Source organism: Citrobacter sp. CK180 (genome assembly GCF_030333655.1).
GTDB classification, from domain to species: domain Bacteria; phylum Pseudomonadota; class Gammaproteobacteria; order Enterobacterales; family Enterobacteriaceae; genus Citrobacter_B; species Citrobacter_B koseri.
On sequence record NZ_JAOWFM010000053.1, the window covers coordinates 177,490 to 202,623 of the forward strand.

The 25,134-nt window shown below is 54.6% G+C and carries 26 protein-coding genes; 10 read left to right on the forward strand and 16 right to left on the reverse strand.

Features of this window, described 5'->3' with window-relative positions:
* The first annotated feature begins 325 nt into the window (after positions 1-325).
* Genes OGV50_RS16675 through OGV50_RS16685 form a run of 3 tightly spaced genes read left to right on the forward strand, consistent with a single transcriptional unit; the run spans position 326 to position 2,041 of the window.
* Complete coding sequence (locus OGV50_RS16675) at positions 326-682, forward strand: ArsC family reductase (protein ID WP_200090891.1); 357 nt, start codon at positions 326-328, stop codon at positions 680-682.
* 3 nt (positions 683-685) lie between these two features.
* Positions 686-1,813 carry a succinyl-diaminopimelate desuccinylase gene (dapE, locus tag OGV50_RS16680; protein ID WP_012131309.1) on the forward strand — a complete coding sequence of 376 codons (1,128 nt, stop codon included), beginning with the start codon at positions 686-688 and terminating at the stop codon, positions 1,811-1,813.
* 27 nt (positions 1,814-1,840) lie between these two features.
* Positions 1,841-2,041, forward strand: a complete 201-nt coding sequence (locus OGV50_RS16685) for a YpfN family protein (protein ID WP_012131308.1) — start codon at positions 1,841-1,843, stop codon at positions 2,039-2,041.
* 104 nt (positions 2,042-2,145) lie between these two features.
* Here OGV50_RS16685 and ypfH read toward each other — a convergent pair whose 3' ends face one another.
* The 6 genes from ypfH to dapA all read right to left on the reverse strand — a co-directional run bounded on the left by ypfH (position 2,146) and on the right by dapA (position 8,775).
* Positions 2,146-2,844, reverse strand: coding sequence for an esterase (gene ypfH, locus OGV50_RS16690; protein WP_058667868.1), 699 nt, complete (start codon positions 2,842-2,844; stop codon positions 2,146-2,148).
* 73 nt (positions 2,845-2,917) lie between these two features.
* On the reverse strand, positions 2,918-4,933 hold the full coding sequence (locus OGV50_RS16695) for a tRNA(Met) cytidine acetyltransferase TmcA (protein WP_200090892.1): 2,016 nt from the start codon (positions 4,931-4,933) through the stop codon (positions 2,918-2,920).
* A 15-nt stretch (positions 4,934-4,948) separates the two neighbouring features.
* On the reverse strand, positions 4,949-5,812 hold the full coding sequence (gene ypfJ, locus OGV50_RS16700) for a KPN_02809 family neutral zinc metallopeptidase (RefSeq protein ID WP_024130129.1): 864 nt from the start codon (positions 5,810-5,812) through the stop codon (positions 4,949-4,951).
* A 130-nt stretch (positions 5,813-5,942) separates the two neighbouring features.
* Positions 5,943-6,656 carry a phosphoribosylaminoimidazolesuccinocarboxamide synthase gene (purC, locus tag OGV50_RS16705; protein WP_115181296.1) on the reverse strand — a complete coding sequence of 238 codons (714 nt, stop codon included), beginning with the start codon at positions 6,654-6,656 and terminating at the stop codon, positions 5,943-5,945.
* Between the two features lie 189 nt (positions 6,657-6,845).
* Entirely contained in the window at positions 6,846-7,880 is a 1,035-nt protein-coding gene (gene bamC / locus OGV50_RS16710) for an outer membrane protein assembly factor BamC (protein WP_012131303.1), read from the reverse strand.
* 16 nt (positions 7,881-7,896) lie between these two features.
* Positions 7,897-8,775: a 4-hydroxy-tetrahydrodipicolinate synthase gene (dapA, locus tag OGV50_RS16715; RefSeq protein WP_012131302.1), complete on the reverse strand. Its 879-nt coding sequence runs from the start codon at positions 8,773-8,775 to the stop codon at positions 7,897-7,899.
* 145 nt (positions 8,776-8,920) lie between these two features.
* Here dapA and OGV50_RS16720 point away from each other — a divergent pair, with 145 nt between their 5' ends.
* Entirely contained in the window at positions 8,921-9,493 is a 573-nt protein-coding gene (locus OGV50_RS16720) for a glycine cleavage system transcriptional repressor (RefSeq protein ID WP_024130128.1), read from the forward strand.
* Complete coding sequence (gene bcp, locus OGV50_RS16725) at positions 9,493-9,963, forward strand: thioredoxin-dependent thiol peroxidase (RefSeq protein ID WP_012131300.1); 471 nt, start codon at positions 9,493-9,495, stop codon at positions 9,961-9,963. Before OGV50_RS16720 ends, bcp begins: the two co-directional genes overlap by 1 nt.
* A 74-nt stretch (positions 9,964-10,037) precedes the next feature.
* On the opposite strand, the gene iadA is transcribed toward bcp, so the two are convergent.
* The 4 genes from iadA to OGV50_RS16745 form a co-directional block, all read right to left on the reverse strand.
* Positions 10,038-11,201 carry a beta-aspartyl-peptidase gene (iadA, locus tag OGV50_RS16730; RefSeq protein WP_112001774.1) on the reverse strand — a complete coding sequence of 388 codons (1,164 nt, stop codon included), beginning with the start codon at positions 11,199-11,201 and terminating at the stop codon, positions 10,038-10,040.
* Positions 11,202-11,212: 11 nt separating this feature from the next.
* Positions 11,213-11,674 (reverse strand): YjiG family protein, encoded by a 462-nt coding sequence (locus OGV50_RS16735; protein ID WP_047462074.1) that lies wholly within the window; start codon positions 11,672-11,674, stop codon positions 11,213-11,215.
* A gap of 1 nt (position 11,675) precedes the next feature.
* A complete protein-coding gene (locus tag OGV50_RS16740) occupies positions 11,676-12,335 on the reverse strand; it encodes a nucleoside recognition domain-containing protein (protein WP_200030504.1) in 660 nt (219 codons plus the stop codon).
* A 175-nt stretch (positions 12,336-12,510) separates the two neighbouring features.
* Positions 12,511-13,572, reverse strand: a complete 1,062-nt coding sequence (locus tag OGV50_RS16745) for an AI-2E family transporter (protein ID WP_012131296.1) — start codon at positions 13,570-13,572, stop codon at positions 12,511-12,513.
* A gap of 225 nt (positions 13,573-13,797) precedes the next feature.
* Between OGV50_RS16745 and bepA the strand changes: the two genes are divergently transcribed.
* Both bepA and arsC read left to right on the forward strand, forming a co-directional pair.
* Complete coding sequence (bepA, locus tag OGV50_RS16750) at positions 13,798-15,261, forward strand: beta-barrel assembly-enhancing protease (protein WP_024130125.1); 1,464 nt, start codon at positions 13,798-13,800, stop codon at positions 15,259-15,261.
* Between the two features lie 72 nt (positions 15,262-15,333).
* Positions 15,334-15,693: an arsenate reductase (glutaredoxin) gene (gene arsC, locus OGV50_RS16755; RefSeq protein WP_012131294.1), complete on the forward strand. Its 360-nt coding sequence runs from the start codon at positions 15,334-15,336 to the stop codon at positions 15,691-15,693.
* Here the strand turns inward: arsC and OGV50_RS16760 are convergent.
* On the reverse strand, positions 15,690-16,535 hold the full coding sequence (locus OGV50_RS16760) for a helix-turn-helix domain-containing protein (RefSeq protein WP_200090894.1): 846 nt from the start codon (positions 16,533-16,535) through the stop codon (positions 15,690-15,692). The two genes, arsC and OGV50_RS16760, sit on opposite strands and share 4 nt — an antisense overlap.
* A gap of 159 nt (positions 16,536-16,694) precedes the next feature.
* Between OGV50_RS16760 and celB the strand changes: the two genes are divergently transcribed.
* From celB to OGV50_RS16775, 3 genes are read left to right on the forward strand one after another with little or no spacing between them, the layout of a single operon-like run.
* Positions 16,695-18,014, forward strand: a complete 1,320-nt coding sequence (celB, locus tag OGV50_RS16765; protein WP_047462068.1) for a PTS cellobiose transporter subunit IIC — start codon at positions 16,695-16,697, stop codon at positions 18,012-18,014.
* A 3-nt stretch (positions 18,015-18,017) separates the two neighbouring features.
* Positions 18,018-18,977 carry a glycosylasparaginase gene (locus OGV50_RS16770; protein ID WP_012131290.1) on the forward strand — a complete coding sequence of 320 codons (960 nt, stop codon included), beginning with the start codon at positions 18,018-18,020 and terminating at the stop codon, positions 18,975-18,977.
* Positions 18,974-20,404: a leucyl aminopeptidase family protein gene (locus OGV50_RS16775; RefSeq protein ID WP_200090896.1), complete on the forward strand. Its 1,431-nt coding sequence runs from the start codon at positions 18,974-18,976 to the stop codon at positions 20,402-20,404. The genes OGV50_RS16770 and OGV50_RS16775 overlap by 4 nt, the downstream gene beginning before the upstream one ends.
* A gap of 35 nt (positions 20,405-20,439) precedes the next feature.
* Here the strand turns inward: OGV50_RS16775 and OGV50_RS16780 are convergent, their stop codons facing one another.
* The 5 genes from OGV50_RS16780 to OGV50_RS16800 form a co-directional block, all read right to left on the reverse strand.
* Positions 20,440-21,141, reverse strand: coding sequence for a DnaA inactivator Hda (locus OGV50_RS16780; RefSeq protein ID WP_213164963.1), 702 nt, complete (start codon positions 21,139-21,141; stop codon positions 20,440-20,442).
* A gap of 95 nt (positions 21,142-21,236) precedes the next feature.
* Complete coding sequence (uraA, locus tag OGV50_RS16785; RefSeq protein WP_012131287.1) at positions 21,237-22,526, reverse strand: uracil permease; 1,290 nt, start codon at positions 22,524-22,526, stop codon at positions 21,237-21,239.
* Positions 22,527-22,613: 87 nt separating this feature from the next.
* Positions 22,614-23,240 (reverse strand): uracil phosphoribosyltransferase, encoded by a 627-nt coding sequence (gene upp / locus OGV50_RS16790; RefSeq protein WP_012131286.1) that lies wholly within the window; start codon positions 23,238-23,240, stop codon positions 22,614-22,616.
* A gap of 183 nt (positions 23,241-23,423) precedes the next feature.
* Positions 23,424-24,854, reverse strand: coding sequence for a 6-phospho-beta-glucosidase (locus OGV50_RS16795; RefSeq protein WP_071258054.1), 1,431 nt, complete (start codon positions 24,852-24,854; stop codon positions 23,424-23,426).
* A complete protein-coding gene (locus tag OGV50_RS16800; protein ID WP_071258055.1) occupies positions 24,841-25,119 on the reverse strand; it encodes a hypothetical protein in 279 nt (92 codons plus the stop codon). Before OGV50_RS16800 ends, OGV50_RS16795 begins: the two co-directional genes overlap by 14 nt.
* Positions 25,120-25,134 lie beyond the last annotated feature (15 nt).

Genomic DNA, 25,134 nt, shown 5'->3' on the forward strand with positions numbered 1-25,134 from the left:
TCCGGTGAATGGGGTTCATGGCATTACTATGACCCTGTAACCATAAATTTTATGTGACTTACTGCAATATTTTGAAACATTAATCCACTTCTGAAAACCGCGCTCATTTCAGTTAAGAAACAGCCTATTGCAGCTCGCTGGATTTATACTTCCCGATGAGATGCTTATTAAGCAACATTTCAGAATTATTATTCACAAGAGTTCAACAATGTTATATTTACCGTTTATTATGTCATGATAAATAACCGGTATATGGCAGTTCCGCACTGACGGATACCACGATAATATTGCTTAATTATTCGTAATTCGCGTAAAAGGATTCAACATGATCACCGTCTACGGCATCAAAAATTGTGACACGATTAAAAAGGCGCGGCGCTGGCTGGAGGCGCACGATATTGACTACCGCTTTCACGATTACCGCGCAGACGGAATCGATGCCGCGTTATTGAATACGTTTATTGCGGAGTCAGGCTGGCAGCCCTTGCTGAATACACGCGGAACGACATGGCGTAAACTTGATGAAGCCACGCGTAACGGCATCACGGATGCGGCGTCCGCCGCAGCATTAATGACTGAAATGCCAGCAATTATCAAACGCCCATTGCTCTGCGCGACCGGGAAGCCTATGCTGCTGGGTTTTAGCGAATCCAGTTATCAGCAGTTTTTTGATGAGGTGTAGTCTATGTCGTGCCCGGTTATTGAGCTGACACAGCAGCTTATTCGCCGCCCTTCCCTGAGTCCAGATGACGCAGGATGCCAGGCGTTAATGATTGAACGCCTGCGTGCAATCGGTTTTACCGTTGAGCATATGGATTTTGGCGATACACAGAATTTTTGGGCATGGCGCGGACAAGGTGAAACGCTGGCCTTTGCCGGGCATACCGATGTCGTACCAGCGGGTGATGTCGATCGCTGGATCAACCCGCCTTTTGAACCGACAATCCGCGACGGAATGCTGTTTGGCCGTGGTGCGGCGGACATGAAAGGCTCTCTGGCGGCGATGGTCGTTGCGGCTGAACGTTTCGTCGCCCAGCATCCAGATCATCAGGGGCGTCTGGCGTTCCTTATCACCTCGGATGAAGAAGCCAGCGCGAAAAACGGCACCGTGAAGGTGGTCGAAACGCTGATGGCGCGTAACGAACGTCTGGATTATTGCCTGGTCGGCGAACCGTCCAGCACTGAAATCGTCGGGGATGTGGTCAAGAATGGCCGTCGCGGGTCGCTGACCTGTAACCTGACGATCCACGGTGTGCAGGGGCACGTCGCTTATCCCCATCTGGCGGATAACCCGGTGCATCGCGCAGCGCCGATGCTGAATGAACTGGTGGCGATCGAGTGGGATCAGGGAAATGAATTTTTCCCGGCGACCAGTATGCAGATTGCCAACATTCAGGCTGGCACCGGCAGCAATAACGTCATTCCGGGCGAGCTGTTTATTCAGTTCAATTTCCGCTTCAGCACCGAACTGACCGATGAGACTCTCAAAGAGCGCGTTCACGCACTGCTGGATAAACATCAATTACGCTACACGGTGGACTGGTGGCTTTCCGGCCAGCCGTTCCTGACGGCGCGCGGCAAGCTGGTGGATGCGGTGGTGAACGCCATTGAGCACTATAATGAGATAAAACCGCAGTTACTCACTACGGGTGGAACGTCCGACGGGCGCTTTATTGCGCGTATGGGGGCGCAGGTAGTCGAACTCGGGCCGGTCAACGCCACCATTCATAAAATTAATGAATGTGTTAATGCAGCCGATCTGCAACTGCTTGCCCGCATGTATCAACGTATCATGGAACAACTCGTCGCCTGACGCGTGTTCCTGTAAGAGGAAATAAGCATGGACTGGCTGGCAAAATATTGGTGGATTCTGGTGCTGGTGTTTTTGGTGGGCGTACTGATCAATGTGATCAAAGACCTCAAGCGGGTCGATCACAAAAAATTCCTCGCCAATAAACCGGAGCTGCCCCCGCATCGTGATTTTAACGATAAGTGGGACGATGACGACGACTGGCCGAAGAAAGATCAGCCAAAGAAATAGTCAGATAAACCTGTAGGCCTGATAAGCGTGTCGCCATCAGTCAACATACCGTCTGAATGCCGGATGGCGGCTTCGCCCTATCCGGCCTACGGTTCAGTTCCGGCTTATATCATTTCGATAATATCATCATCATTCGGCTTACCGCCGCTCAACGCTTCATCAAAGTAGTGTTTCGGCACGGTATAGCGCAAATGGTCGAGCGCAAACTGCATACTGCGATCGTCAATCGCATGGCCTAAATCCTCGACGATATCCAGCGTCACATCGCCTCCGGCACGGACTAACGCTTCCTGTGCGGCAACCGCATGAGATAACTCAATCACCCGGTCTTCACCGCCGTGAATCAAATGTACCGTTGTGGCGGTCGTGGCGGTTTCCGGTAAGCTGGCGTAGCGTCCGTTGAAAGCAATCACGCGCGATGCCAGACCCGGCTCGGCTTTGATGCTCTCAAGAGACATAATCGCCCCCTGCGAAAACCCAATCAGCGCGGTAGCCTCCGGCCCAACGCCGCTCTGTTTCTGCCAGTAGCGAACCGTCTCGATAAATACCGGCATAATCGCATCAACCCGCGCCTGGCGGTTCTCTTCCGTCACATCCTGAACCGAAAACCACTGACGCCCAGGCGCCGGGCCACAAGGTTCCGCGCCGCCAATGCTGACCACCAGCGCCTCTGGAAATAACGGTGCGAACCAGGAGCCAATTTCTCCCATTGAGACCGGGTTATCGCCCACGCCATGAAACAGCAACAGCAGTTGTTTCGCGGGTTTATCGGGGCTTTGAACAACAAAATGGTCATGTTTCATGGCGATCTCCTTAACTGATAGAACAGATTCTACGCCGCTTAATCACAATGACCATGCCAGGAAATTGAAGGAGTTAGTGAAAAAATTGCCATTGCAAAACGCGTTCGCGTAACCGCTGCGCCCGTTCGTCATCCAGCGCGGTAAGCGCATGGACGACTTCCCGGCGCTGGGCGATAAGCAGCGCTTTGCGCCCAGACAAACCCAGCCGGATACACAGATTCGCGTCGCTGCATTTCTCCTCCAGACGTCCACGCAGCGCGGGGAGCGCCAGCTCGCAGCGCTCAAGCAGTCGACTCAGACAGCCTAACGACGTGAGCAACGGTCGATGGGCAAACGCAAAGCCCGCCAGTTCATCCCAGTCATCATCATTAAGCGTAGACGCTTTCAGCGGGATAACCGGGATCGCTTCGCCGTTCCAGCGAGCCAGTATCTCCGCATCCCGGCGCAGACGCTGGTGCTCGCGGTGCGCCAGCCGCGCGCCGGCCTCGCTGATGGGCAGCAAAGCCATCGCCGTATAACAGCCGCTGCTCGCCTCCTTGTGGTTCCCCATCCGCACCAGCACAAAACCGCAACGCTGCCAGAATCGCCAGAGTTCGGCGGTATAACCAAAACTGACGGAGAGATAGTCGCATTGGCTGGCACCGCCGTATGCCTCAGCGATTAGCTGCTGCCCAATCCCTTCCCGCTGGCGGGCCGGGTGGACGGCAATACGGCTCACCCGACGCCCGATCAGCGTCGCCGCCAGCGGATCGCCGCCATGAGCGGCCAACGACTGCGCGACAAGATTTCCGCGCGGGCGACGATAGCCCGCCCACACGGCCTGGCTCAGCGCGGCCGATAATCCGCCCTCCTCCACCAGCCAGGCGGCCCCCGCTACCCGCTCAGCCGTAAAAGCGCCGAGAAAATGCTGCCCCGGCGCATCCATCATGCGACGCAGATCGAGTGGAGAGGTACGGTAGTGCGCGCCGGAAAGCAGCTGATACACCGCCAGCGGCTGCGCCGGCCCGGTATGCCAGAGCGCCTGCGTAAAAGCAGAGAACCGAATCGCCCCCTGCGGCGCATGGGCAAACGTCTCGTCGTCGAATATCAGCGCTTCGCCGACCCATTGTTCCAGCGGGCACCCCTGCGCCCAGCGAACAGGCTGTCGCAGTTCAAAACGCCGGAGATGAGGAAAACGGGCGCAGAACTTCAGCAGAAAACCGCGTCCCGTCCCTTCATAACCCTGAACGGTGGTGGTCAACAATATGCGTGAAAAACGCGACGCCAGGCGATGCAGCAGCGGCGCAGGAATTGCCGCCGCTTCATCGACAATCAGCCAGTCGGCCGTTTCCGTGCCCGCCAGCAGCGCATCAGGAGCGAGAAAGCGAAATTTCTCACCGGCAAACTGCGCCAGTACGTCCGTCGCCGCTTTCGACGGCGCAGTTACAATAGCCGTCCCGCTCATCCGCGAAATTAACTGCCCGGCCAGCGCCGATTTACCCCGACCTCGCGCTGCCGTAACGGCGGCCACGCCGGGCGGCATCCGCAACAGATGCCGCAAAATCGCGGCCTGCTCAGGCTGTGGTTCACCCGTAGCGGGTCGCCAGTGGGGACGGGCAGGAAAGCGCGGCCATGAAAACGGTTGAGACTGCTGCCAGTGCAACGTCTGCTCGTCACGGGACATCACGCGTTTGAGGTGCTGGATAAAATGTGGCGTTGCAACAGGCTGCGGGCAGTCGCTCCAGCGCAGCGAATCCGCATCGGGACGGGATTCCCATGCAGAATACGGCGGCGTCAGCAGCACCAGCCAGCTTCCGGCTCGCAGCGTGCCGCTCAGCGCCGCGAATGCCGAGGCATCAAACCCCAACTGCGCATCAAAAACCGCGTGGCGGAACTCGCGTCCCAGTAGCGTTTGTAACGCCTGCGGCGTACAGTGCGGCGCGGCGGGCGCATCGGTTGCCACCCACAGCCAGTCGCCAGCCAATGCTTCTCGCAGCGCCAGCGCCCGTTCACGACACCAGGACGCATCGCCGCTGAGCACCAGCAGCCGACGAATCCCTTCCTGCGCCATTTGTGCGGTTAGCGCCCGCAATGCGTCATTGTCAGACATCCCTGCCCCGGTATGTTAAAAACCTTTGCCGAAGGTATTACATTGCGCCGGATCGCCGCTATCAAAACCGCGTTTAAACCAGGTATAGCGCTGCTCGGAAGTGCCGTGAGTGAAGCTGTCCGGCACCACGCGTCCCTGACTTTGTTGTTGCAGACGATCGTCGCCAATCGCCTGCGCCGCATTCAACGCTTCTTCCAGATCGCCGGATTCCAGTACGCCCTGTTGCTGCATGTTGTGCCCCCAGACGCCCGCGAAGCAATCCGCCTGTAGCTCCATACGTACGGAGAGTCGGTTCACTTCCGCTTGCGATGCGGTCTGTTGCAGCTGACGGACCTTCGGTTCGATGCCCAGCAGTTTTTGCACATGGTGCCCCACTTCGTGGGCGATAACGTAACCCTGGGCAAAATCGCCATCCGCGCCCAGTTTGTTTTTCATGTCATCGTAGAAGGAAAGATCGATGTAGACCGTGCCATCCGCCGGGCAATAGAACGGCCCCATCACGGACTGACCCGCACCGCATCCTGTGCGCGTCGCGCCACGGTACATCACCAGCTTAGGCTGCTGATATGTGCGCCCCATTTTCTCAAACTGCTGACCCCAGGTATCTTCTGTGGTCGCCAGAATGACGGAGGTAAACTTCGCGGCCTCGTCGTCATTTGGACTGATCGAACGCGTCGTTTCCTGCTGAGAAATCGGCTGCCCGGTCATTAAACCGGTAAGATCCACCCCGTAATAGCCCGCCACCAGCACGACAATCAGCAGAATGATTCCGCCTTTGCCACTGGGCAAACGAAAACCCGGCCCGCCCATTGACGGGCCGCCGGAGCTATTGCGTCTGTCTTCTACATTGTCACTTTCACGACGCCCTTGCCAGCGCATAATCACCTCAACATACTATTCATTATGATGATGATCGTAGGCGGTTCAGCGCAAGATTACCATTAGAATAATGGTGGTAGAGAAAAACCGGAGAGCATTGACTCTCCGGTTGATGCTGACGGGGGAAGAATTAATCTAACTGCACGCCCAGGCGACGTGCGACGGTTTCATAGGCTTCGATCAGGCCGCCCAGACTCTGGCGGAAACGGTCTTTGTCCATTTTATCCAGCGTCTCTTTGTCCCACAGGCGGCTGCCGTCCGGGGAAAATTCATCGCCCAGCACTACTTCGCCTTTGTACAGACCAAACTCCAGTTTGAAATCGACCAGGATCAGACCGGCATCGTCAAACAGCTTTTTCAGCACGTCGTTAGCTTTGTAGGTCAGCTCTTTCATGCGCGCCAGATTCTCTTTGTTCACCCAGCCGAAGGTTTCGCAGTAAGAATCGTTGACCATCGGATCGTGCATCGCATCGTTTTTCAGGAACAGGTCGAACAGCGGTGGGTTCAGTTCGATGCCTTCTTCAATGCCCAGACGCTTGACCAGAGAACCAGCCGCACGGTTACGCACCACGCACTCGACCGGCACCATATCCAGCTTTTTCACCAGACACTCGGTATCGGACAGCAGCTGCTCCATCTGGGTCGGGATGCCCGCTTCTGCCAGTTTGGTCATGATGAAATGGTTAAACTTGTTGTTCACCATCCCTTTGCGATCAAACTGTTCAATGCGCGCGCCATCCCCTGCTGACGTATCATTGCGGAATTCGAGCACCAACAGGTCCGGGTTTTCCGTGCTGTATACGGTCTTCGCTTTACCACGATACAACTCAGCTTGCTTTTGCATCTTTATTACTCCTGGTGTGAATTAACGATAAAAATTCATTTTCTGCCACACTTTGCCGGATGGCGGCGTTGCCTTATCCGACCTACAGCCTGGGGGCGAAATTACGGTAAAAATTGCGTTTTTCTGCTGACGCACACGTTTGCGTATCATATCAGAAAAAAGGGCTGGATTGCTCCAGCCCCTCAATTTTTACTTGCTGAACGCTGCCTGGAAGACGGCAACCAGCGCGTCGTTCTGGCTCTGCGTCAGGGTATGCCCCTTCGGATCGATAAACTGTAGGCTACTGCGGTTGTCTAAATCGCCCACCTGCAATTTATAGTCGCCGGACGACAGCCCCGGATCGGTTGCGCCCAGATCCTGCCAGCCGCTGTCAGACAGCGGTTTGTAGGTCACTGCCAGGCTGCCCTGAGAACGCGTGCTGTCGGTCACTTTCATGCCCACTTTTTCAAGCGCGGCTGGCAGACGCTGCCACACCACGTTGAACGGCCCACGGACGACCAGCATTGGCAAACCGGTGTCATCTGCGGCGCTCTGCACATCCATCGTAGCGGCAGAACGGTTTTGCGCGGCGTTCGCAGCGTCGGTGGCGGTTTTATCCAGACCCGCCGAGATTACGTTCATCATCTCAGCGCTATAACGCTGTAGCGAAGCGGCATCTGCGGCAGGCTTGCCAGCCTGTTCCAGATTCACCAGTTTCACCGTTACAGCCTGCTGATAACCCTGCGGTTTCACCGAGATTTGATAACGTCCACGGTACTGCTGGTCTTCATCCAGACGGTTCCATTCAACCCAATCGGTCGTCAGAGTCTGGCTGGCGTCATCACGTTTTTCAATCGTGTAGTTTTTGGACTGAATCACGCTGACAACCTGCGGCCACAGGTTAGTATTGCGACCATTTTCCACCAGCAAGGTTGCGGTATCGCCCGTAAACTGGGTACGCGCGCCGGTCACCAGCGCTAACGGCTGAGCAGGCGGACGAATGTCCAGCGCTTTGCCGACAGCGCCGCTGCCGTTGGTCACCGGAATGTTATAGTCGCCCGTCGTTACCGGCAGAATCATCCCTGCTGGCGCATGAAGTTCAGCAAGCGGCGCGGCTTCCAGATAGGATTCATCACCGCTCACCTGGCGCTTGTAGCGCGAGTCAGAGCTACAGGCCGCGAGCAGCATAATGAGCGAAACACCCGCAACCCTGGCCAGGCGCGACTTTTGTACTGAGTAAGCCATCAAATCTCCCTAAACTTTACAGCAAACCGGCATGCTTGAGCGCCGCTTTGACAATCTCACGACCCGTATCGGTGATCGGCGTCATCGGCAAGCGCAGCGTATCGGTCGCCACAAGTCCCAACTCCTTACATGCCCATTTCACCGGGATCGGATTGGGTTCGACAAATAGTTTGTTATGTAACGGCATCAGACGCTGATTAATCACCCGCGCGTCAGCAAAACGACCTTCCGCCGCCAGTTTGCACATTTCCGCCATATCACGCGCCGCAACGTTCGCGGTAACGGAAATCACGCCATGACCGCCGAGCTGTATGAAGTCCAACCCGGTCGCATCATCACCGCTGAGCAGAATAAAATCGTCTGAAACCAGCTCTTTGATCTGGTGAACCCGACTTAAGTTCCCTGTCGCCTCTTTGATTGCGACAATATTTTTTACTTTCGCCAGACGGCCGACGGTTTCCGGCAGCATATCGCAGCCTGTACGGGACGGCACATTATACAGAATTTGCGGCAGGTCAGTATGTTCAGCGATGGCTTTGAAATGCTGGAACAGACCTTCCTGAGTCGGGCGGTTGTAGTAAGGCGTCACTGTCAGGCAACCGACAACGCCGCTGTCGTTGAAACGCTGCGTCAGGCTAATGGCCTCCGCCGTCGCGTTCGCGCCCGTTCCGGCGATAACCGGAATACGCCCGTCCGCCAGCTCCAGCGTCATCATGACCACATCGCCATGCTCGTCATGGCTCAGCGTGGCGGATTCGCCGGTGGTGCCAACAGAAACAATCGCCGAAGTACCGCTGGCGACATGATAATCAATCAGTTTTTTCAGGCTTGACCGGCAGACATTACCTTTTTCATCCATCGGTGTAACAAGCGCGACAATACTTCCCGTGAACATGGGCCATCCTCTGTGCAAACAAGTTTCTCAATGGTACGTTTGGTACGACAATAAAAGCAAGAGACCATAGCCCTTCTGATTATTGTATGCAGGTTTTTTTTATGCTTTCCTTATGATTACCTCACCTCTCAAAGGAAGAACCGGTTTGACATCGTCATCACAACATTACCTGGTTATCACTGCGCTGGGTGCCGATCGCCCGGGAATTGTGAATACTATCACCCGCCATGTCAGCAGTTGCGGCTGCAATATCGAAGACAGCCGACTGGCCATGCTGGGCGATGAATTCACGTTTATCATGCTGCTGTCTGGTTCCTGGAACGCCATCACCCTGATTGAATCAACCTTGCCGTTGAAAGGCGCAGAGCTGGATTTGTTGATTGTGATGAAGCGCACCACTGCTCGCCCCCGTCCGGCCATGCCCGCAACGGTATGGGTACAGGTCGAGGTGGAAGATTCTCCGCATTTAATTGAACGTTTTACCGCGCTTTTCGACAGCCATCAGATGAACATCGCTGAGCTGGTCTCCCGCACGCAACCTGCTGAAAATGAAAAGGCTGCACAGCTGTTTGTTCAAATCACCGCGCACAGTCCGGCATCCCATGATGCCGTAAATATTGAGCATGCCTTTAAAGCACTATGTACAGAACTCAATGCGCAAGGCAGTATTAACGTTGTTAATTACTCACAACATGATGAACAGGATGGAGTTAAGTAATGAATCCACTGAAAGCCGGTGACATCGCACCGAAATTTAGCTTGCCGGATCAAGACGGAGAACAAGTAAATTTGACCGACTTCCAGGGACAGCGCGTACTGGTGTATTTCTACCCTAAAGCCATGACGCCCGGCTGTACCGTACAGGCCTGTGGTTTACGCGATAACATGGACGATCTGAAAAAAGCAGGCGTAGACGTGTTGGGGATCAGCACCGATAAACCTGAAAAACTGTCTCGTTTCGCCGAAAAAGAGCTGCTTAACTTTACGCTCCTGTCCGATGAGGATCATCAGGTCTGCGAGCAATTCGGCGTCTGGGGGGAAAAATCCTTTATGGGGAAAACCTACGACGGCATCCATCGCATCAGCTTCCTGATCGACGCTGACGGCAAGATCGAACACGTATTTGACGACTTTAAAACCAGTAACCACCACGATGTGGTGCTGAACTGGCTGAAAGAAAACGCCTGATTTACGTTTTGCCGGATAAAGCCTGATGCGGCGCTAACGCGTCTTATCAGGCCGCCATCCGGCATACGCGTCGTTTATTCAAACGTTCCTTTCACGCACGCTTTGCCGTCTTTCACCACCGCTTTGCCTTTCGCCCACAGATGGCTGACTTCCAGCGCCTGATTCAGCACCAGAATGTCGGCGTCACAACCTGCCGCCAGACGTCCTTTATGCTCAAAGCCGAGAAATTCCGCAACGGTGCGGGTAAGCGGACGCAGCGCCTGCTCCAGCGGCAGTTTATGCTGCGTAACTAACTGACGCAGCGTGCCGATCAGCGACTCAAAACCCGCCACGCCAATGCCCGTCAAATTCCCATGCTCATCAAATTCCGGCTGGCTGCCGTTGCCATCAGAACTCAGGGTAATGCACGACAGCGGAACCTCATGGCGCAAGGCTGTCACGATGGCCGTCGCCGGATCGATCGGTTCATCAATGCTGCTGGTAATATCGATGTAGCCGCCATCAAGCGCGTATTCCAGCGCCGCCTGGAACAGCGGTTCGGCACGGTTAACATGCGTCGGCAGCAGTTTCGTGATAGGGACATCGGCGTTGGCGAGAATATCGTACAGCGGTTCCAGCATGTGTGGGCTGTCGCCCATATGAAAGACGCTGATTCCCGGCTTCTGGCCCAGTAATCCCCCCACGCGGGACTGCGCCGCCATTGTCGCCAGCGCGGCGGAATTCGGCGCCGAAGAACGATGATCGGAGACGGCACATTTCACGCCAATCACTTTATCGATCAACGCCACATCGCGATCGACGCTCCCGGTGATGGTTGGCGAGGGCAGAGAATACGCCCCCGTTAACATCCATGCGCTGATCCCTTCATATTCCAGCGCGCGCGTTTTCGCCAGCAGAGATTCAGGATGGCGGGTGATGCCGTCCGTTCCCAGCAGCCCGACAACGGAGGTGATACCGGCTTCAACCAACCGTGACAGCCGCACCTCTGGCGTACGGGTATGCGGCCCGGCTTCGCCGCCACCGCCGATGAGATGAACATGCTGATCGATAAATCCCGGGCAGACGATATCACCGTGAAGATCGATCTGCTGGCAACCGGGGAAGTCTTTCGCAGCGATAGTCGGCGCAATAGCGACAATTTTGCCGTTGGCAACCAGAATGTCCTGCTGGCCCAGATCGTCCGGGGCATATACGTGTCCGCGCTGAAAAAGCGTCAGATTAAGAATGGAACAGTCCATGATAGTCCTTTTTAAACAATAGCCTGCATTACCCAAATAGAGACCAGGGCATTAATCACGCACACCGCAATAATATGCGGGTAATAACGCGGATGAACGCCCGCCGTTCCCAGGCAGCGCCCTACATTTTGAACCGGGTTGCCCATCAGGTAAATGGCGGGTAACAGCACAGTGGCATCGTGACCGGACAGCGCGCCAGTAACCACCAGGCTGGCGCAGACGCCCACGCCGCCGCCCATACTCATCACCGCAGCCAGCAAAACGGTCGCCGATTCTCCCGGCAAACCCCATAGCGCCATTACCGGTTCACACACTCGCCCGACGATATCCAGCAACCCCGTCACCTTCAGCGCCTGAATAATGACAAAGGCCATGACGACGTTGGGCAACAGGCTGGTGGTGGCGATGGTAAAACCGCGCCGCGCGCCGTCGATAAACAGATCCATAACGTTTTTACGTACCTGTGCGCTCATTTCAGGCCTCCTGTTTCATACGACGATGTTCAAGCTGCGCGATCCACACCCGCAACAGGTTCGCACCGATAAATTTGAAGACTAAAATGACCGCCAGCGGCGTAATAACCGGTACGGTTATCGTGGCAAATAGCGCGGCGCCTGATGAGAAGTAGTTCGTCAGAATCGCGCTGCCGCTTGTCTGCCAGCAGGCGAAAATCGCCCGTTCCTGTTCGGTAATCACCCCCTCTTCCGCCAGCTCTTTGGTCATCCCGGCGGCGGCATCCGTATTTTGTAAATTGGCGATAAGCGCCAGAGAGCAAATGCCGGGGATGCCCAGAATCGGCCTGAGTATCGGCGTCATCAACTGCTGCGCGGCGCGCAGTCCGCCCAGCCCTTCCGTCACGGAAATAATGCCGAGCGATAAAATAACCGATGGCGCCAGCTCCAGTGCGAATAAAAAGCCGTCTCTCGCCCCGGTACCGCCAGTGCCGCGAAATGAAACCGCCATGTCGCCTGCCGCGTTAACCAGGCCAAACGCGCCATTGAGCACGGTAAAATCAAACACTCGCCACCATTCCGTACTTTTCGCGAACATGCCTGAAAAAAGGATAATGGTAATAAAAAAGGCGAGATAACCGCCCCACCCCACTTTTTGCTGCGTGTGCATCTGATGACCCATTTTTTTCTCCGGTTGGTCTTGTCCTTGTGAGATTAAAAAACCATCTATACCGGTAAGTTGAAAGCAAAAAAGGAGGGCGGGACAGCACATTCGGAAAACGTTCAGGAAAGGAGAAAGCGGATAAAACGTGGAACGCCCGATGACGTTGCACCACCGGGCAGAGTGATAATCGTGCTTAACCGTCGCTGACCTGTCCGTCCGGCCAGGCATGTACCACGGCTTTAATTAACGTCGCTAGCGGGATGGCGAAGAACACGCCCCAGAAGCCCCACAGGCCGCCGAAAATCACCACCGACAGAATAATCACCAGCGGATGCAGGTTGACGGCTTCTGAAAACAGTACCGGCACCAGCAGGTTTCCATCCAGCGCCTGAATGATCAGATACACGGCAAAGCAGCTCCAGAACTCCGTTCCGAGGCCAAACTGGAATAACGCCACGCCAATCACCGGAATGGTCACCACGAACGCGCCGATGTAGGGGATTAATACCGAGAATCCAACCAGAACCGCCAGCAGCAGCGAGTAGTTGAGACCAAAGAGCAGGAAGCCAAGCCAGGTCGCTACGCCAACCACCACCATCTCCAGCACTTTGCCGCGAATATAGTTGGTGATCTGCTGGTTCATCTCCATCCAGACCTGCCCGGCCAGCCCGCGATTGCGCGGCAGAACCCGGCGCACGGCATTCAGCATCTGCTCTTTATCCTTGATCAGGAAGAAGACCATCAGCGGCACCAACACCAGATACACCGCCAGCGTCAACAACCCGACCAGAGAGGCCAGGGAGTATTTCACGACCGAATCACCTAACGTCAGCATCCGGGTGCGCATGTTTTCCGCCATCGCATCAATGATCCCGGCATCCATCAGCGCCGGGTAACGACGGGGTAACGTGGCGGCATAATCAGAGAGCTTATTGAGCATGCCCGGCATATCGCGAATCAAATAGATCCCCTGCTGCCAGGCCACCGGCATCACGACAAACGCCATCAGCAGTAAAATGCCGACAAAAACAATCAGTACGATTGAGGTGGCCCAACGCCGGGAGCAGCCAATCGCCTCCAGACGGACCGTAGGCCACTCCAGCAGGTAAGCGAGGACAATAGCCACCAGCAACGGCGCCAGAAGCCCACTGAAAAAGAAAAGGATGCCAAAACCAGCAACCAAGATAACCAGCAAGGCGATCGCCTCCGGGTCGCTAAAACGACGGCGATACCACTGCATCAACATCTCAAGCATAGAAACCGTTCCCTGAACCTCAATAGCGGGATTGCGATCCCGAATTGTATCTAAATGTCACAAAAAAGACTTCGCTTTTTGTTGCTGATTCAGGAAACTGAAAAGTCATTTGAGCGGGGTATTCACCACCGGGTTTCGCAGTTACACTCCCTGTGCTGGCGTGGCGGAACGATACGTCGCGGCATCGGTCAAATGGCTATATTAAAGAAAACAGGACAGAGGTCTATGTTCAGGCTGTTGAAGAAAAACCTGGTTGCTACCCTCATCGCTGCGCTGACTATCGGTCAGGTAGCCCCCGCGTTTGCAGATTCCGCAGACACGCTACCGGATATGGGGACCTCAGCAGGAAGCACGCTTTCTATCGGTCAGGAAATGCAAATGGGCGACTATTACGTTCGCCAGTTGCGCGGCAGCGCGCCGTTGATCAACGATCCGCTGTTAAGTCAGTACATCAACGCGCTGGGGATGCGTTTAGTCTCTCATGCGGACTCCGTGAAAACCCCGTTCCATTTCTTTTTGATTAACAACGACGAAATTAACGCCTTCGCCTTTTTCGGCGGCAACGTTGTGCTGCATTCCGCGCTCTTTCGCTATTCCGATAACGAAAGTCAGTTGGCCTCGGTGATGGCGCACGAAATTTCCCACGTAACCCAACGCCATCTGGCGCGCGCGATGGAAGATCAAAAGCGCAGCGCTCCGCTGACCTGGGTCGGCGCCTTAGGCTCTATTCTTCTGGCGATGGCCAGCCCACAGGCCGGTATGGCGGCGCTGACCGGTACGCTGGCGGGAACGCGTCAGGGGATGATCAGCTTCACCCAACAAAACGAACAGGAAGCAGACCGAATCGGTATTCAGGTGCTGCAACGTTCAGGGTTCGATCCGCAAGCGATGCCGACGTTCCTGGAAAAACTGCTCGACCAGGCGCGCTACTCCACGCGTCCTCCCGAAATTTTGCTGACGCACCCCCTGCCGGAAAGCCGTCTGGCGGATGCCCGCAACCGTGCAAACCAGATGCGCCCGGTGGTAGTGGAATCGTCGGAAGATTTTTATCTGGCGAAGGCGCGTACGCTGGGGATGTACAATTCTGGCCGTAATCAGCTTACCAGCGACCTGCTCGACGCATGGGAAAAAGGAAACGTGCGCCAACAGCGTGCGGCGCAATATGGCCGGGCGCTACAGGCGATGGAAGCCAGCAAGTACGACGAAGCTCGCAAAGCGCTGCAACCGTTGCTGACGGCTGAACCGAATAACGCGTGGTATCTCGACCTGGCGACCGATATCGATCTGGGGCAGAAGAAAACCAGCGAAGCGATTAACCGTCTGAAAAATGCCCGCGATCTGCGCGCAAACCCGGTATTGCAGCTAAACCTGGCGAATGCTTATTTACAGGGCGGGCAAGCCAGAGAAGCCACGACCATCCTCAATCGCTACACTTTCAACAATAAAGACGACGGCAACGGCTGGGATCTCCTGGCGCAGGCTGAAGCGGCGCTCAATAACCGCGATCAGGAACTGGCGGCGCGCGCCGAAGGCTATGCGCTGGCCGGGCGACTGGATCAGGCGATCTCTATGCTCAGCAGCGCAAGTTCTCAGGTCAAGCTGGGCAGCCAGCAACAGGCGCGTTACGATGCCCGTATCGACCAGCTGCGCCAGTTGCAGGAACGCTTTAAGCCATACACCAAAATGTAGTATTCGTTCTGTTGCCGGGTGGCGACGCTATCGCGTTTTATCCGGCCTACAGTTCGCGCTAAAGGAGAAATCATGTCTGATGCAGTAAAAATCTACCACAACCCGCGTTGTTCAAAGAGTCGCGACACGCTGAGCCTGCTGAAATCCAACGGCGTTGAACCGGAAGTGGTGCTTTACCTGGAAACACCTGCCGACGCGGCGACGCTGCGTGAACTGCTGCGTATGTTAGGGATGTCCAGCGCACGCGAACTGATGCGCCAGAAAGAAGATCTCTACAAGTCTCTCAATCTGGCTGACAGCCACCTGAGCGAAGAGGCGCTGATTCAGGCGATGGTGGAAAACCCGAAACTGATGGAGCGACCGATTGTCGTCGCCAACGGTCAGGCGCGTATTGGCCGCCCGCCGGAGCAGGTGCTGGAAATCGTGAGCTAATCCATGCGCCGCAGCGCTTCCAGAAAGTCCTGCGGCGTACAATCCCCCAGTTTTTTCTGTGTCTTACCACGGTTGTAGCATTCACATAAGCGGATAAGCAGCTCGCTGGCAGATTCACTATTTAGCCGGGGAACAATCTCATTCAGCGGTATTGTCACCGGCACCCAACCGGGAATCGTACCGGTTATTTGGCATGACATGCCGCGCGTCGCCAGGTGCGTTTTTAGCTGCGGGCATATGCGATCAGAAATATTTGTCTCAATAGATTGTATATCAACCGGGCAGGTTTCCAGCAATTCATCCAGCCAGACCACGACCCGCTGCGGTGAAATACCCGCATACAGTCGGGCAAAGCACCAGCCGCTCATCGGCTCGCGCGCCCAGAACAAATGATGTTCGCCACCGTCGTCCATATGTAACGAGAGTGGAAGGTGATACAGCGCCAGATGATTCAGCAGCATCCCGGATTTTAACGCTTTTTTCCCTTGTAACGACACCCGCTGTCGCCGAGGTGTCGCCGGTTTAAGATAACGATTCAACGTCGCGCGCGACACAACAATGCCCAGCACCTCGTTCACCAACAATAAGAGGTCATCCAGCGGCGCACCTGTTGCGTCACGCAAGGCGTTCACCAGAATAACCTGTTCTTGTCTCATCGCTTTGTATATCGTCTTCGGCGTAGTTTGCCCATCACTAACCCGATCACGATGTCGCCATCGCCTCACTGTCGTAACAGAAATCCCAAGCTCGGCGGCAAGCTCTCTGTCGCTTTTTTCAGACTGCTGAAGATAGCGACGAATACGCGGTGTGGTAGTGGCATTGGCGTGCAATTTTATTTCCATCGCAAGAATCCCTGTCGATTTTTAGATAATTAATCTTATGAGATTTATATGCTAATCGCGATCACATTGTGAGCTATTTCACCTTTCGTTCACACGCCTTCGCAGATAATCCTCATGCATAGCACACACAACGTGAGTTAATCTTGTACGGAGTTCACAATGAACAATGTTCTGGGATTTCTTGAAGCAAAACTGATGCCTCTGGCGGCGAAAACCGCTCAGCAGCGGCATCTCGGCGCGATTCGTGGCGCATACGTTTCGTTTATGCCGTTTATTATCGTCGGCTCTATTCTGCTGGTGATCTCTTCGTTTCCGAATCAAAACTATCAGCAGTTTATGTCTCAGGCTTTTGGCGAGAGCTGGAGTGCGATTATTGAGATCCCGTTTAACGCGGTGTTCTCAACGATGTCGCTGTTTATCAGTTTCCTGGTCGCATTTCGTCTGGCGGAACACTACGGCGAAGATCGCATCTCCTGCGGCATTCTGGCGCTGGTCTGTTTTCTGATCCTTACACCGTTTATCAAAGTGGCGGAAAACGGCGGTATTACCGTGATCCCCGTAGAATGGATTGGCACAAAAGGGTTGTTCGTCGCGATGATCGGTTCGCTGCTGTGGACTGAACTTTTCTGCTGGCTAAAGCGTAAAAATCTGGTGATCAAAATGCCAGAAGGTGTGCCACCGGCGGTGCAAGAATCTTTTGCCGCGCTGATCCCCGCCTTACTGGTCATGATACTGGTACTGAGCATTCGCATCTTGTTTGAAAACACCCATTACCAGACCATCCATCAGTTTATTTACGAAGTGGTCGCCACACCGGTTCGTCATTACGGCACCTCTTACTTTGGCGCGCTGATGACAGTGTTCAGCATCACTATTTTGTGGTCGGTCGGTATTAACTCCGGCTCAATGGTTAACGGCATCATCCGCCCGCTATGGATGGAAAACCAGACCGACAACATTGCGGCTATTCAGGCTGGCACCACACCCCCACACATCATTACAGAACAGTTTTTTGACATGATTTGGATGGGCGGCGCGGGCGCAACGTTGTCGCTGGTGTTAGCCATGCTTTTCTTTGCACGCAGTAAAAACATGCGGGAAGTGGCGCGGCTCGGTGCCGGAGCGTCCGTGTTCAACATCAACGAACCGATTCTGTTCGGTCTGCCGGTGATAATGAATCCGATAATGCTGATCCCCTTCAACCTGGTGCCGCTGGTGCTGGTCACCGTGCAGTATACCGCGATGAAGCTCGGCGCGGTCGCCGTCACCACGGGCGTCTTTATTCCGTGGACGCTGCCGCCAGTCATTAGCGGTTTTATCGTTACCGGACATATTAGCGGCAGCGTCATGCAGCTCATTAACCTGCTGATTGGCGCAATGCTGTATCTGCCCTTTATGCGGATCGTCGATAAACAGTACCGCGCGGCGGAACTGGCTGCCGTAACGCAGCCCGATGCACCACTTGCAAAACAGGAGTAAACCATGTGGGGAATTATCGCAACCTGGCGAATGGCGCTTGAAGGTGTGGCGGAATCCGCGTCTGCACTGGCTGCGGGAAACCCGGTCGCAATGGCGGTGGTAGACGCCGTCGCAACCGTTGAGGACTTTCCGTTTTATAAATCCGTGGGCTATGGCGGACTGCCTACTGAAAATGGCGAGGTCGAACTGGATGCCGCCTATATGGACGGCGATACCCTCGCGTTTGGGGCGGTCGGAAATCTGGTGGATATTGCCAACCCGGTGCGCGTCGCACATGCGTTAAGCCGTCAGCGCTATAACTGTCTGCTGGTTGGCCAGGGTGCGCGTGAATGGGCACTGAGCCAGGGATTTGCGGATAAAACCATGCTCACCGACAGAGCCATCCAGCACTATCAAAAACGCTGCCGGGAGACGCTGGATAAAGGCTTAAGTCCATATAACGGCCACGATACGGTTGGCATTATTGGTCTGGATAAACTGGGGTCGATGAGCGTTGCCACCTCCACCAGCGGCCTGTTTATGAAAAAACGCGGCCGCATTGGCGACTCGCCGGTTATTGGTTCCGGCTTCTATTGCGACAGTGAAGTCGGCGCGGCGACGGCAACGGGCGTCGGTGAAGATCTGATGAAAGGCTGCGCCAGCTATGAAATTGTTCGTCGCATGGCGCAGGGAATGACACCGCAACAAGCGGCTGATTCTGTCGTGTTTGAGCTGGAAGATAAATTGATGTCGCGATTTGGTCGCACAGGCGACCTCTCGGTGGTCTGCATGAACCGTAAAGGCGAGTTTGGCGCAGCCACTAACATCAAAACATTCTCGTTCGTTGTCGCTACCGCACGCCAACCGCTCACCGTATTTCGCGCCGAACGCCAGCACGAGAAAACCCATTATCACCCCGTCGATGAAGAATGGATGCAAGACTATGCCGCACGGATACGTGCTCCAGTCGAGGAAGAAAAATGATTTCATACCAACTGATTTGCTCACCCGCAGAGGTTCAACCACAAGGCCATCTTATCGCGCCTCCTGGCTGTTCTTTATTGCGGGATTCCGCTCTGCTCGCGGAAATGCGCGTACTGGCGCAAGATAAAGTAGCGGATACCCGCTTTGGCTGCGCGCCTTTTACGCGAATTACCCTGTTGCCTGATGCGCTCTGGCAGGACAGCCTGACCGAAGGTTTACTCAATGCGATACGACCGCTGCTGGCCTCGCCTGCCAGCGAAAATGTGCTGATTGATGTCACCGAAATAAATGACACTGTACTGGCGCTGCTGCTGCGTTTTCTGTTTAATCAGGCGTATACGCTCAATGATTTACAATTGAAAAAAACGGATGCCACTGCCACTCGCATCCGCCATATCACCGCGTTCTGCCAGCCAGAACAATACGAGAAACGTGAAAAAGTGTTCAGGCAGCAGCAGGCTATTGCCAACGGCATGGTCACTGCAAGGCGGCTGGCGGATACCCCCTCCGATTGCTGTACGCCGCAGTTCGTGGTCAACGAGGCACAAACCCTGTGCGCCTCTTTTCCTGCGCTGCACTGTGAAGTCCTTGATGAACAACAAATTGTTGAACAAGGTCTCGGACTGCTCCATGCAGTTGGCAAAGGATCGACCTGTCCACCGCGTTTACTTGCCATTCATTACAACGGCATAAGTGACGGCCCGGTACGCTGCTACATAGGTAAAGGGATAACGTTTGATACCGGTGGCCTGTGGTTGAAAGAGGGCGCGGGTATGTACACCATGAAATATGACATGTGTGGCGCAGCCAACGTGTTGGGACTGCTCCTGACGGTTGCGGAGTTAAAACTGCCCGTACGCATAATGGGCGTACTGGCGCTGGCCGAAAACGCGATCGGCCCGAACGCAATGCAGCCTGGCAGCGTTGCTCGCGCCTGCAACGGTATGACAGTGGAAATCAATAACACCGACGCCGAAGGACGGCTGGTGCTGGCCGACGCCATTGCATGGACGAGCCAACGACAACCGCAGGCCCGTTATATCATCGACATGGCAACCTTGACCGGTGCGGTGGTGAAAGCGCTTGGCTACGAACTCAGCGGGCTGATGACTCAGGACGATGCGTTAAGACAGGCGCTAACAGAGGCTGGACGGCAGAGCGGAGATGAAGTCTGGTCTTTACCTCTGGATGCACGACTGAAAAAGCAGACCGAAAGCGCCATAGCCGATCTCTGTAATACGCCGACGAACAATGCGGCAATCAGCGCTTCCGCAGCCTGGTTACTGCATCATTTTTGCCCGTCGGATATCCCGTGGGCACATCTGGATATTAGCGGTACAGCGCTATGGCGAGAAAACGGCAGAAGCGTCGCGTCCGGCAGGCCGATTCCACTGCTGGTTGAGCACTTACTGGAAGATATTGCCTGAGTTTTTTGCCCGGTCACCGGGCAAAAACGGCAGCGTTACAGCGTCAGAATCTCTTTAACGAACGGAATGGTGAGTTTACGCTGTGCGGTGATTGAGGCGTGATCGAGCTGATCCAGCGTAATAAATAGCGTACGCATCTCGCGATCCAGCCGCTTCAACAGAAAACGCCCGACATCTTCCGGCAGTTCAAACCCACGCAGTCTGGCGCGCAGTTGTAACGCCTGGAGTTTGTCTTCATCAGAGAGAGGTTGCAGCTTGTAGATTTGCCCCCAGTCCAGACGAGAAGCCAGATCGGGTAATCCCAGCTTTAGCTGACGTGGAGGACGATCGCCGGTGATCAGCAGGCGCGTTTTTCCCGACTCAAGGATGCGGTTATAGAGATCAAAGATCGCCATTTCCCACAGTTCATCTCCGGCGACACATTCAATATTGTCAATACACACCAGCGACAAATGTTCCATGCCGTCAAGCACTTCCGGTACGAACCAGGTGCGCTTATCCAGCGGCACATAGCCTACCGCGTCGCCGCGTTGCGACAGTTCAGCACACGCCGCGTGCAGCAGATGACTACGGCCCGCGCCTTCACGCGACCAGAGATAAATATATCCGCTATGTTCCTGACGCAGCACGTTTTGCAGTGCAGCCAGTAAAGAGGCGTTATCCCCCGGCCAGAAACTTGCGAAAGTTTCGTCGTCAGGAAGATAAAGTGGCAGAGAGAGCTGTGCCGGAGTGTTCAGAGATACCTCAATCCAGGATTCCATAAAATCGCGATGAGTTTACCACAGAATTCCATCACGATAGAACCGGGCAGCAGCACTGCCCGGTTTCAGGATTATTGCTGCGGCGTATCCGCGTCTTTCGCATCCAGCACCACTTCTTCCGGGCGCAGTACGCTGATCAGTTTGAAGATCAGGCTCAGGCCGATCCCAACGATGGTCGCCAGCGCCATTCCTTTCAGTTCCGCCGCGCCAATATGCACTTTCGCGCCGCTGACGCCGATGATCAAAATCACCGAGGTCAGGATCAGGTTCTGCGCTTTGTTGTAATCGACTTTTGATTCAATCAATACGCGAATACCGGATGCGCCGATCACGCCGTACAACAGCAGCGATACGCCGCCCATTACCGGCAGCGGGATTATCTGAATCGCAGCGGCCAGTTTACCCACGCAGGAGAGCAGAATGGCAAAAATCGCCGCGCCACCGATAACCCAGGTGCTGTACACGCGGGTGATCGCCATAACACCGATGTTTTCACCGTAGGTGGTGTTCGGCGTAGAACCGAAGAACCCGGAAATCATCGTTGATAACCCGTTGGCAAACATCGAACGATGCAGGCCAGGGTCACGAACCAGATCCTTTTTAACGATGTTCGCCGTCACGACCAGGTGGCCTACGTGTTCGGCAATCACCACCAGCGCCGCTGGCAGGATTGTCAGAATGGCAAACCATTCAAAGCGCGGCGTATAGAACGTCGGCAGCGCGAACCAGTGCGCTTCGGCAATTGGCGCGGTATCCACCACTCCCATTGCAAATGACAGCGCATAGCCTGCCAGCACGCCGATCAGGATCGGGATAATGGCCAGGAAACCCCGGAACAGCACGGAGCCAAAGACCGTCACCGCCAGGGTCACAAGGGAGATGGTAATGGTTTTGGTATCCGGGGATTGCCCTTCAGCAGGCAGCAACCCGGCCATTCCCGCAGCCACGCCCGCCAGTTCCAGACCGATAACGGCAACGATTGCGCCCATCGCCGCAGGCGGGAACATCACGTCCAGCCAGCCGGTTCCGGCTTTCTTCACGATAAAAGAGACCAGGCAGAACAGCACGCCGCACATGATAAAACCACCCAGCGCCACTTCATACCCCAGCGGCAACAGCAGCAGAACCGGCGAAATAAAGGCAAAGCTCGACCCTAAATATGCAGGGATTTTACCTTTACAAATAAAGAGATACAGCAACGTACCGATGCCGTTAAACAGCAGAACGGTAGCCGGGTTGATATGAAACAGGACTGGCACCAGCACGGTTGCGCCAAACATGGCGAACAAATGCTGCAAACTAAGCGGGATTGTCTGTAAAAGCGGCGGTCTTTCACTTACCCCGATAGCACGGCGCGTCATAGTGTTTTCCTCTGAGTGTTGTATGTTATGGGTGTTTTATTCAAAAAAAAGCCGACTCTTAAAGTCGGCTCTTTATTATTCATTCACTTACTTCGTACCAAAGATCTTATCGCCGGCATCGCCGAGGCCCGGAATAATGTATCCGTGCTCGTTAAGTCCCTTATCAATCGATGCGGTGTACAGCTCAACATCCGGGTGCGCTTTCTCCAGCGCCGCAATGCCTTCCGGCGCAGCAACCAGCACCAGCACTTTAATGCTGTGGCAGCCTGCGTTTTTCAGCAGATCGATCGTCGCAATCATTGAACCGCCGGTTGCCAGCATCGGGTCAACCACCAGCGCCATACGCTCATCAATGTTGGATACCAGTTTCTGGAAGTACGGAACGGGCTCCAGCGTTTCTTCGTTACGGTAGATGCCCACCACGCTGATACGCGCGCTCGGCACATGCTCCAAGACGCCTTCCATCATGCCCAGACCGGCACGCAGGATAGGAACCACGGTGATTTTTTTACCTTTGATTTGTTCGATTTCAACCGGGCCATTCCAGCCGTCGATGGTTACCGTTTCGGTTTCCAGGTCTGCGGTCGCTTCATAGGTCAGCAGGCTGCCTACTTCCGAGGCGAGTTCACGAAAGCGTTTGGTGCTAATGTCGTTTTCACGCATCAGACCCAGCTTGTGTTTGACGAGTGGGTGTTTGACTTCCACGATCTTCATACTCTTCTCCTTTCCTCAGACGAGTGGCAACCACAAAAAAAATCGCCGGATTATACCGCTTTTCCTCTCTGGCGCAACACAACGTATGCTTGACATGGATCAACCAAAGTGACATACGTCTGGAGAATGAGTATAAAACACGCCCCGCACAGATGGCGGGGCTGAATAACAACGCATTGAATCTTAAATATTTTCTCCGTTGTTTTTAATCACATTTTGATACCAGGCAAAAGATCTCTTCGGATGGCGCGCTAACGTCCCGCTGCCGTCATTATTTTTATCGACATAGATAAAGCCATAACGTTTTTTCATCTCGCCCGTCCCCGCCGACACCAAATCAATACAGCCCCACGGAGTGTAGCCCATCAAATCAACGCCATCTTCCACAACGGCTTTTTTCATTTCACGAATGTGCGCTGCGAGATAGTCGATACGATACCGATCGTCAACGGAACCATCTGCCTGCTGAATATCTATCGCGCCAAAGCCGTTCTCGACAATAAACAGCGGTAGCTGGTAGTGATCCCAGAACCAGTTGAGCGAGTAGCGTAACCCCACAGGATCGATCTGCCAGCCCCAGTCCGACTTCTGCACATACGGATTGGAGACCAGACTTTTCGTTTCGTCGTAATCGAGCTGTGGGTTATCTGCGGTCGCTTTCGTGGCAAAAGACATGTAATAGCTGAAACCGATATAGTCCACACAGCCCTGTAACAGGGCTGTGCGATCTTCATCGGTGATATCCAGCGCAAAGCCCCGACGCGCAAAGTAGTTGAGGATATGCTGCGGATATTTCCCGCGCACATGCACATCCGTAAACCAGTAGCGACGGTGCATCGCGTTCATCGCCATCATCATATCGTCCGGCGCGCAGGTCAGCGGATAGATCGGACACATGGCGATCATGCAGCCAATCTGCAATGCCGGGTTGATCTCCCGCGCCGCTTTCACCGCCAGCGCGCTGGCGACCAGCTCATAGTGCGCCGCCTGATACATCACTGGTTCACGATCTTCGCCCGGCAGGTATTTCAGCCCCGAGTTGGTGAACGGCGCGAAATCTTCGTGATAATTGGCCTGGTTGTTGATCTCATTGAAGGTCATCCAGTATTTCACTTTGTGCTGATAGCGGGTAAATACCACTTTCGCGAAGCGCACGAAGAAATCGATCAGCTTACGGTTACGCCAGCCGCCATATTCCGTGACCAGATGGTAAGGCATTTCAAAATGCGACAGCGTAATCACCGGCTCAATACCGTACTTCAGGCATTCATCAAACAGGGCGTCATAAAACTGCAAACCCGCTTCATTCGGCTGTAATTCATCCCCCTGCGGGAAAATGCGCGTCCAGGCGATAGAGGTGCGAAAACATTTAAAGCCCATCTCGGCAAAGAGCTTAATATCGTCTTTGTAGCGGTGATAGAAATCGATAGCCTCATGGTTAGGATAATTTTTCCCGGCGATCACGCCGTCGGTAATTTCCCGCGGAACGCCATGCGCACCGGCGGTCATCACATCCGCCACGCTAATCCCCTTTCCGCCTTCCTGCCAGCCGCCTTCTAACTGGTGAGCGGCAACGGCGCCGCCCCACATGAAATTCGCTTTAAATCCAGACATACGTTTCCCTCATTGTAATTGCAATGTTAACGCCGCTACGCTGACAACCCGAAGCAAAACAGAAACCGGTTTCAGTACGATACTGTGCATAACTGGCGCAGGTTTCAAGCACGGTAATGAACCCGGTTTCATTTTCGTGGAGCAGTTCAAACAAATGGGTACACAACGGTAAAACGCTGAAAAATTCGGCAGATAAAAACGGATGCAGAGCAGGCTCGCAAACGTTTGCTTTCCCTGTTAGAATTGCGCCGAATTTAATTTTCACCGCAAGTAACGCGTG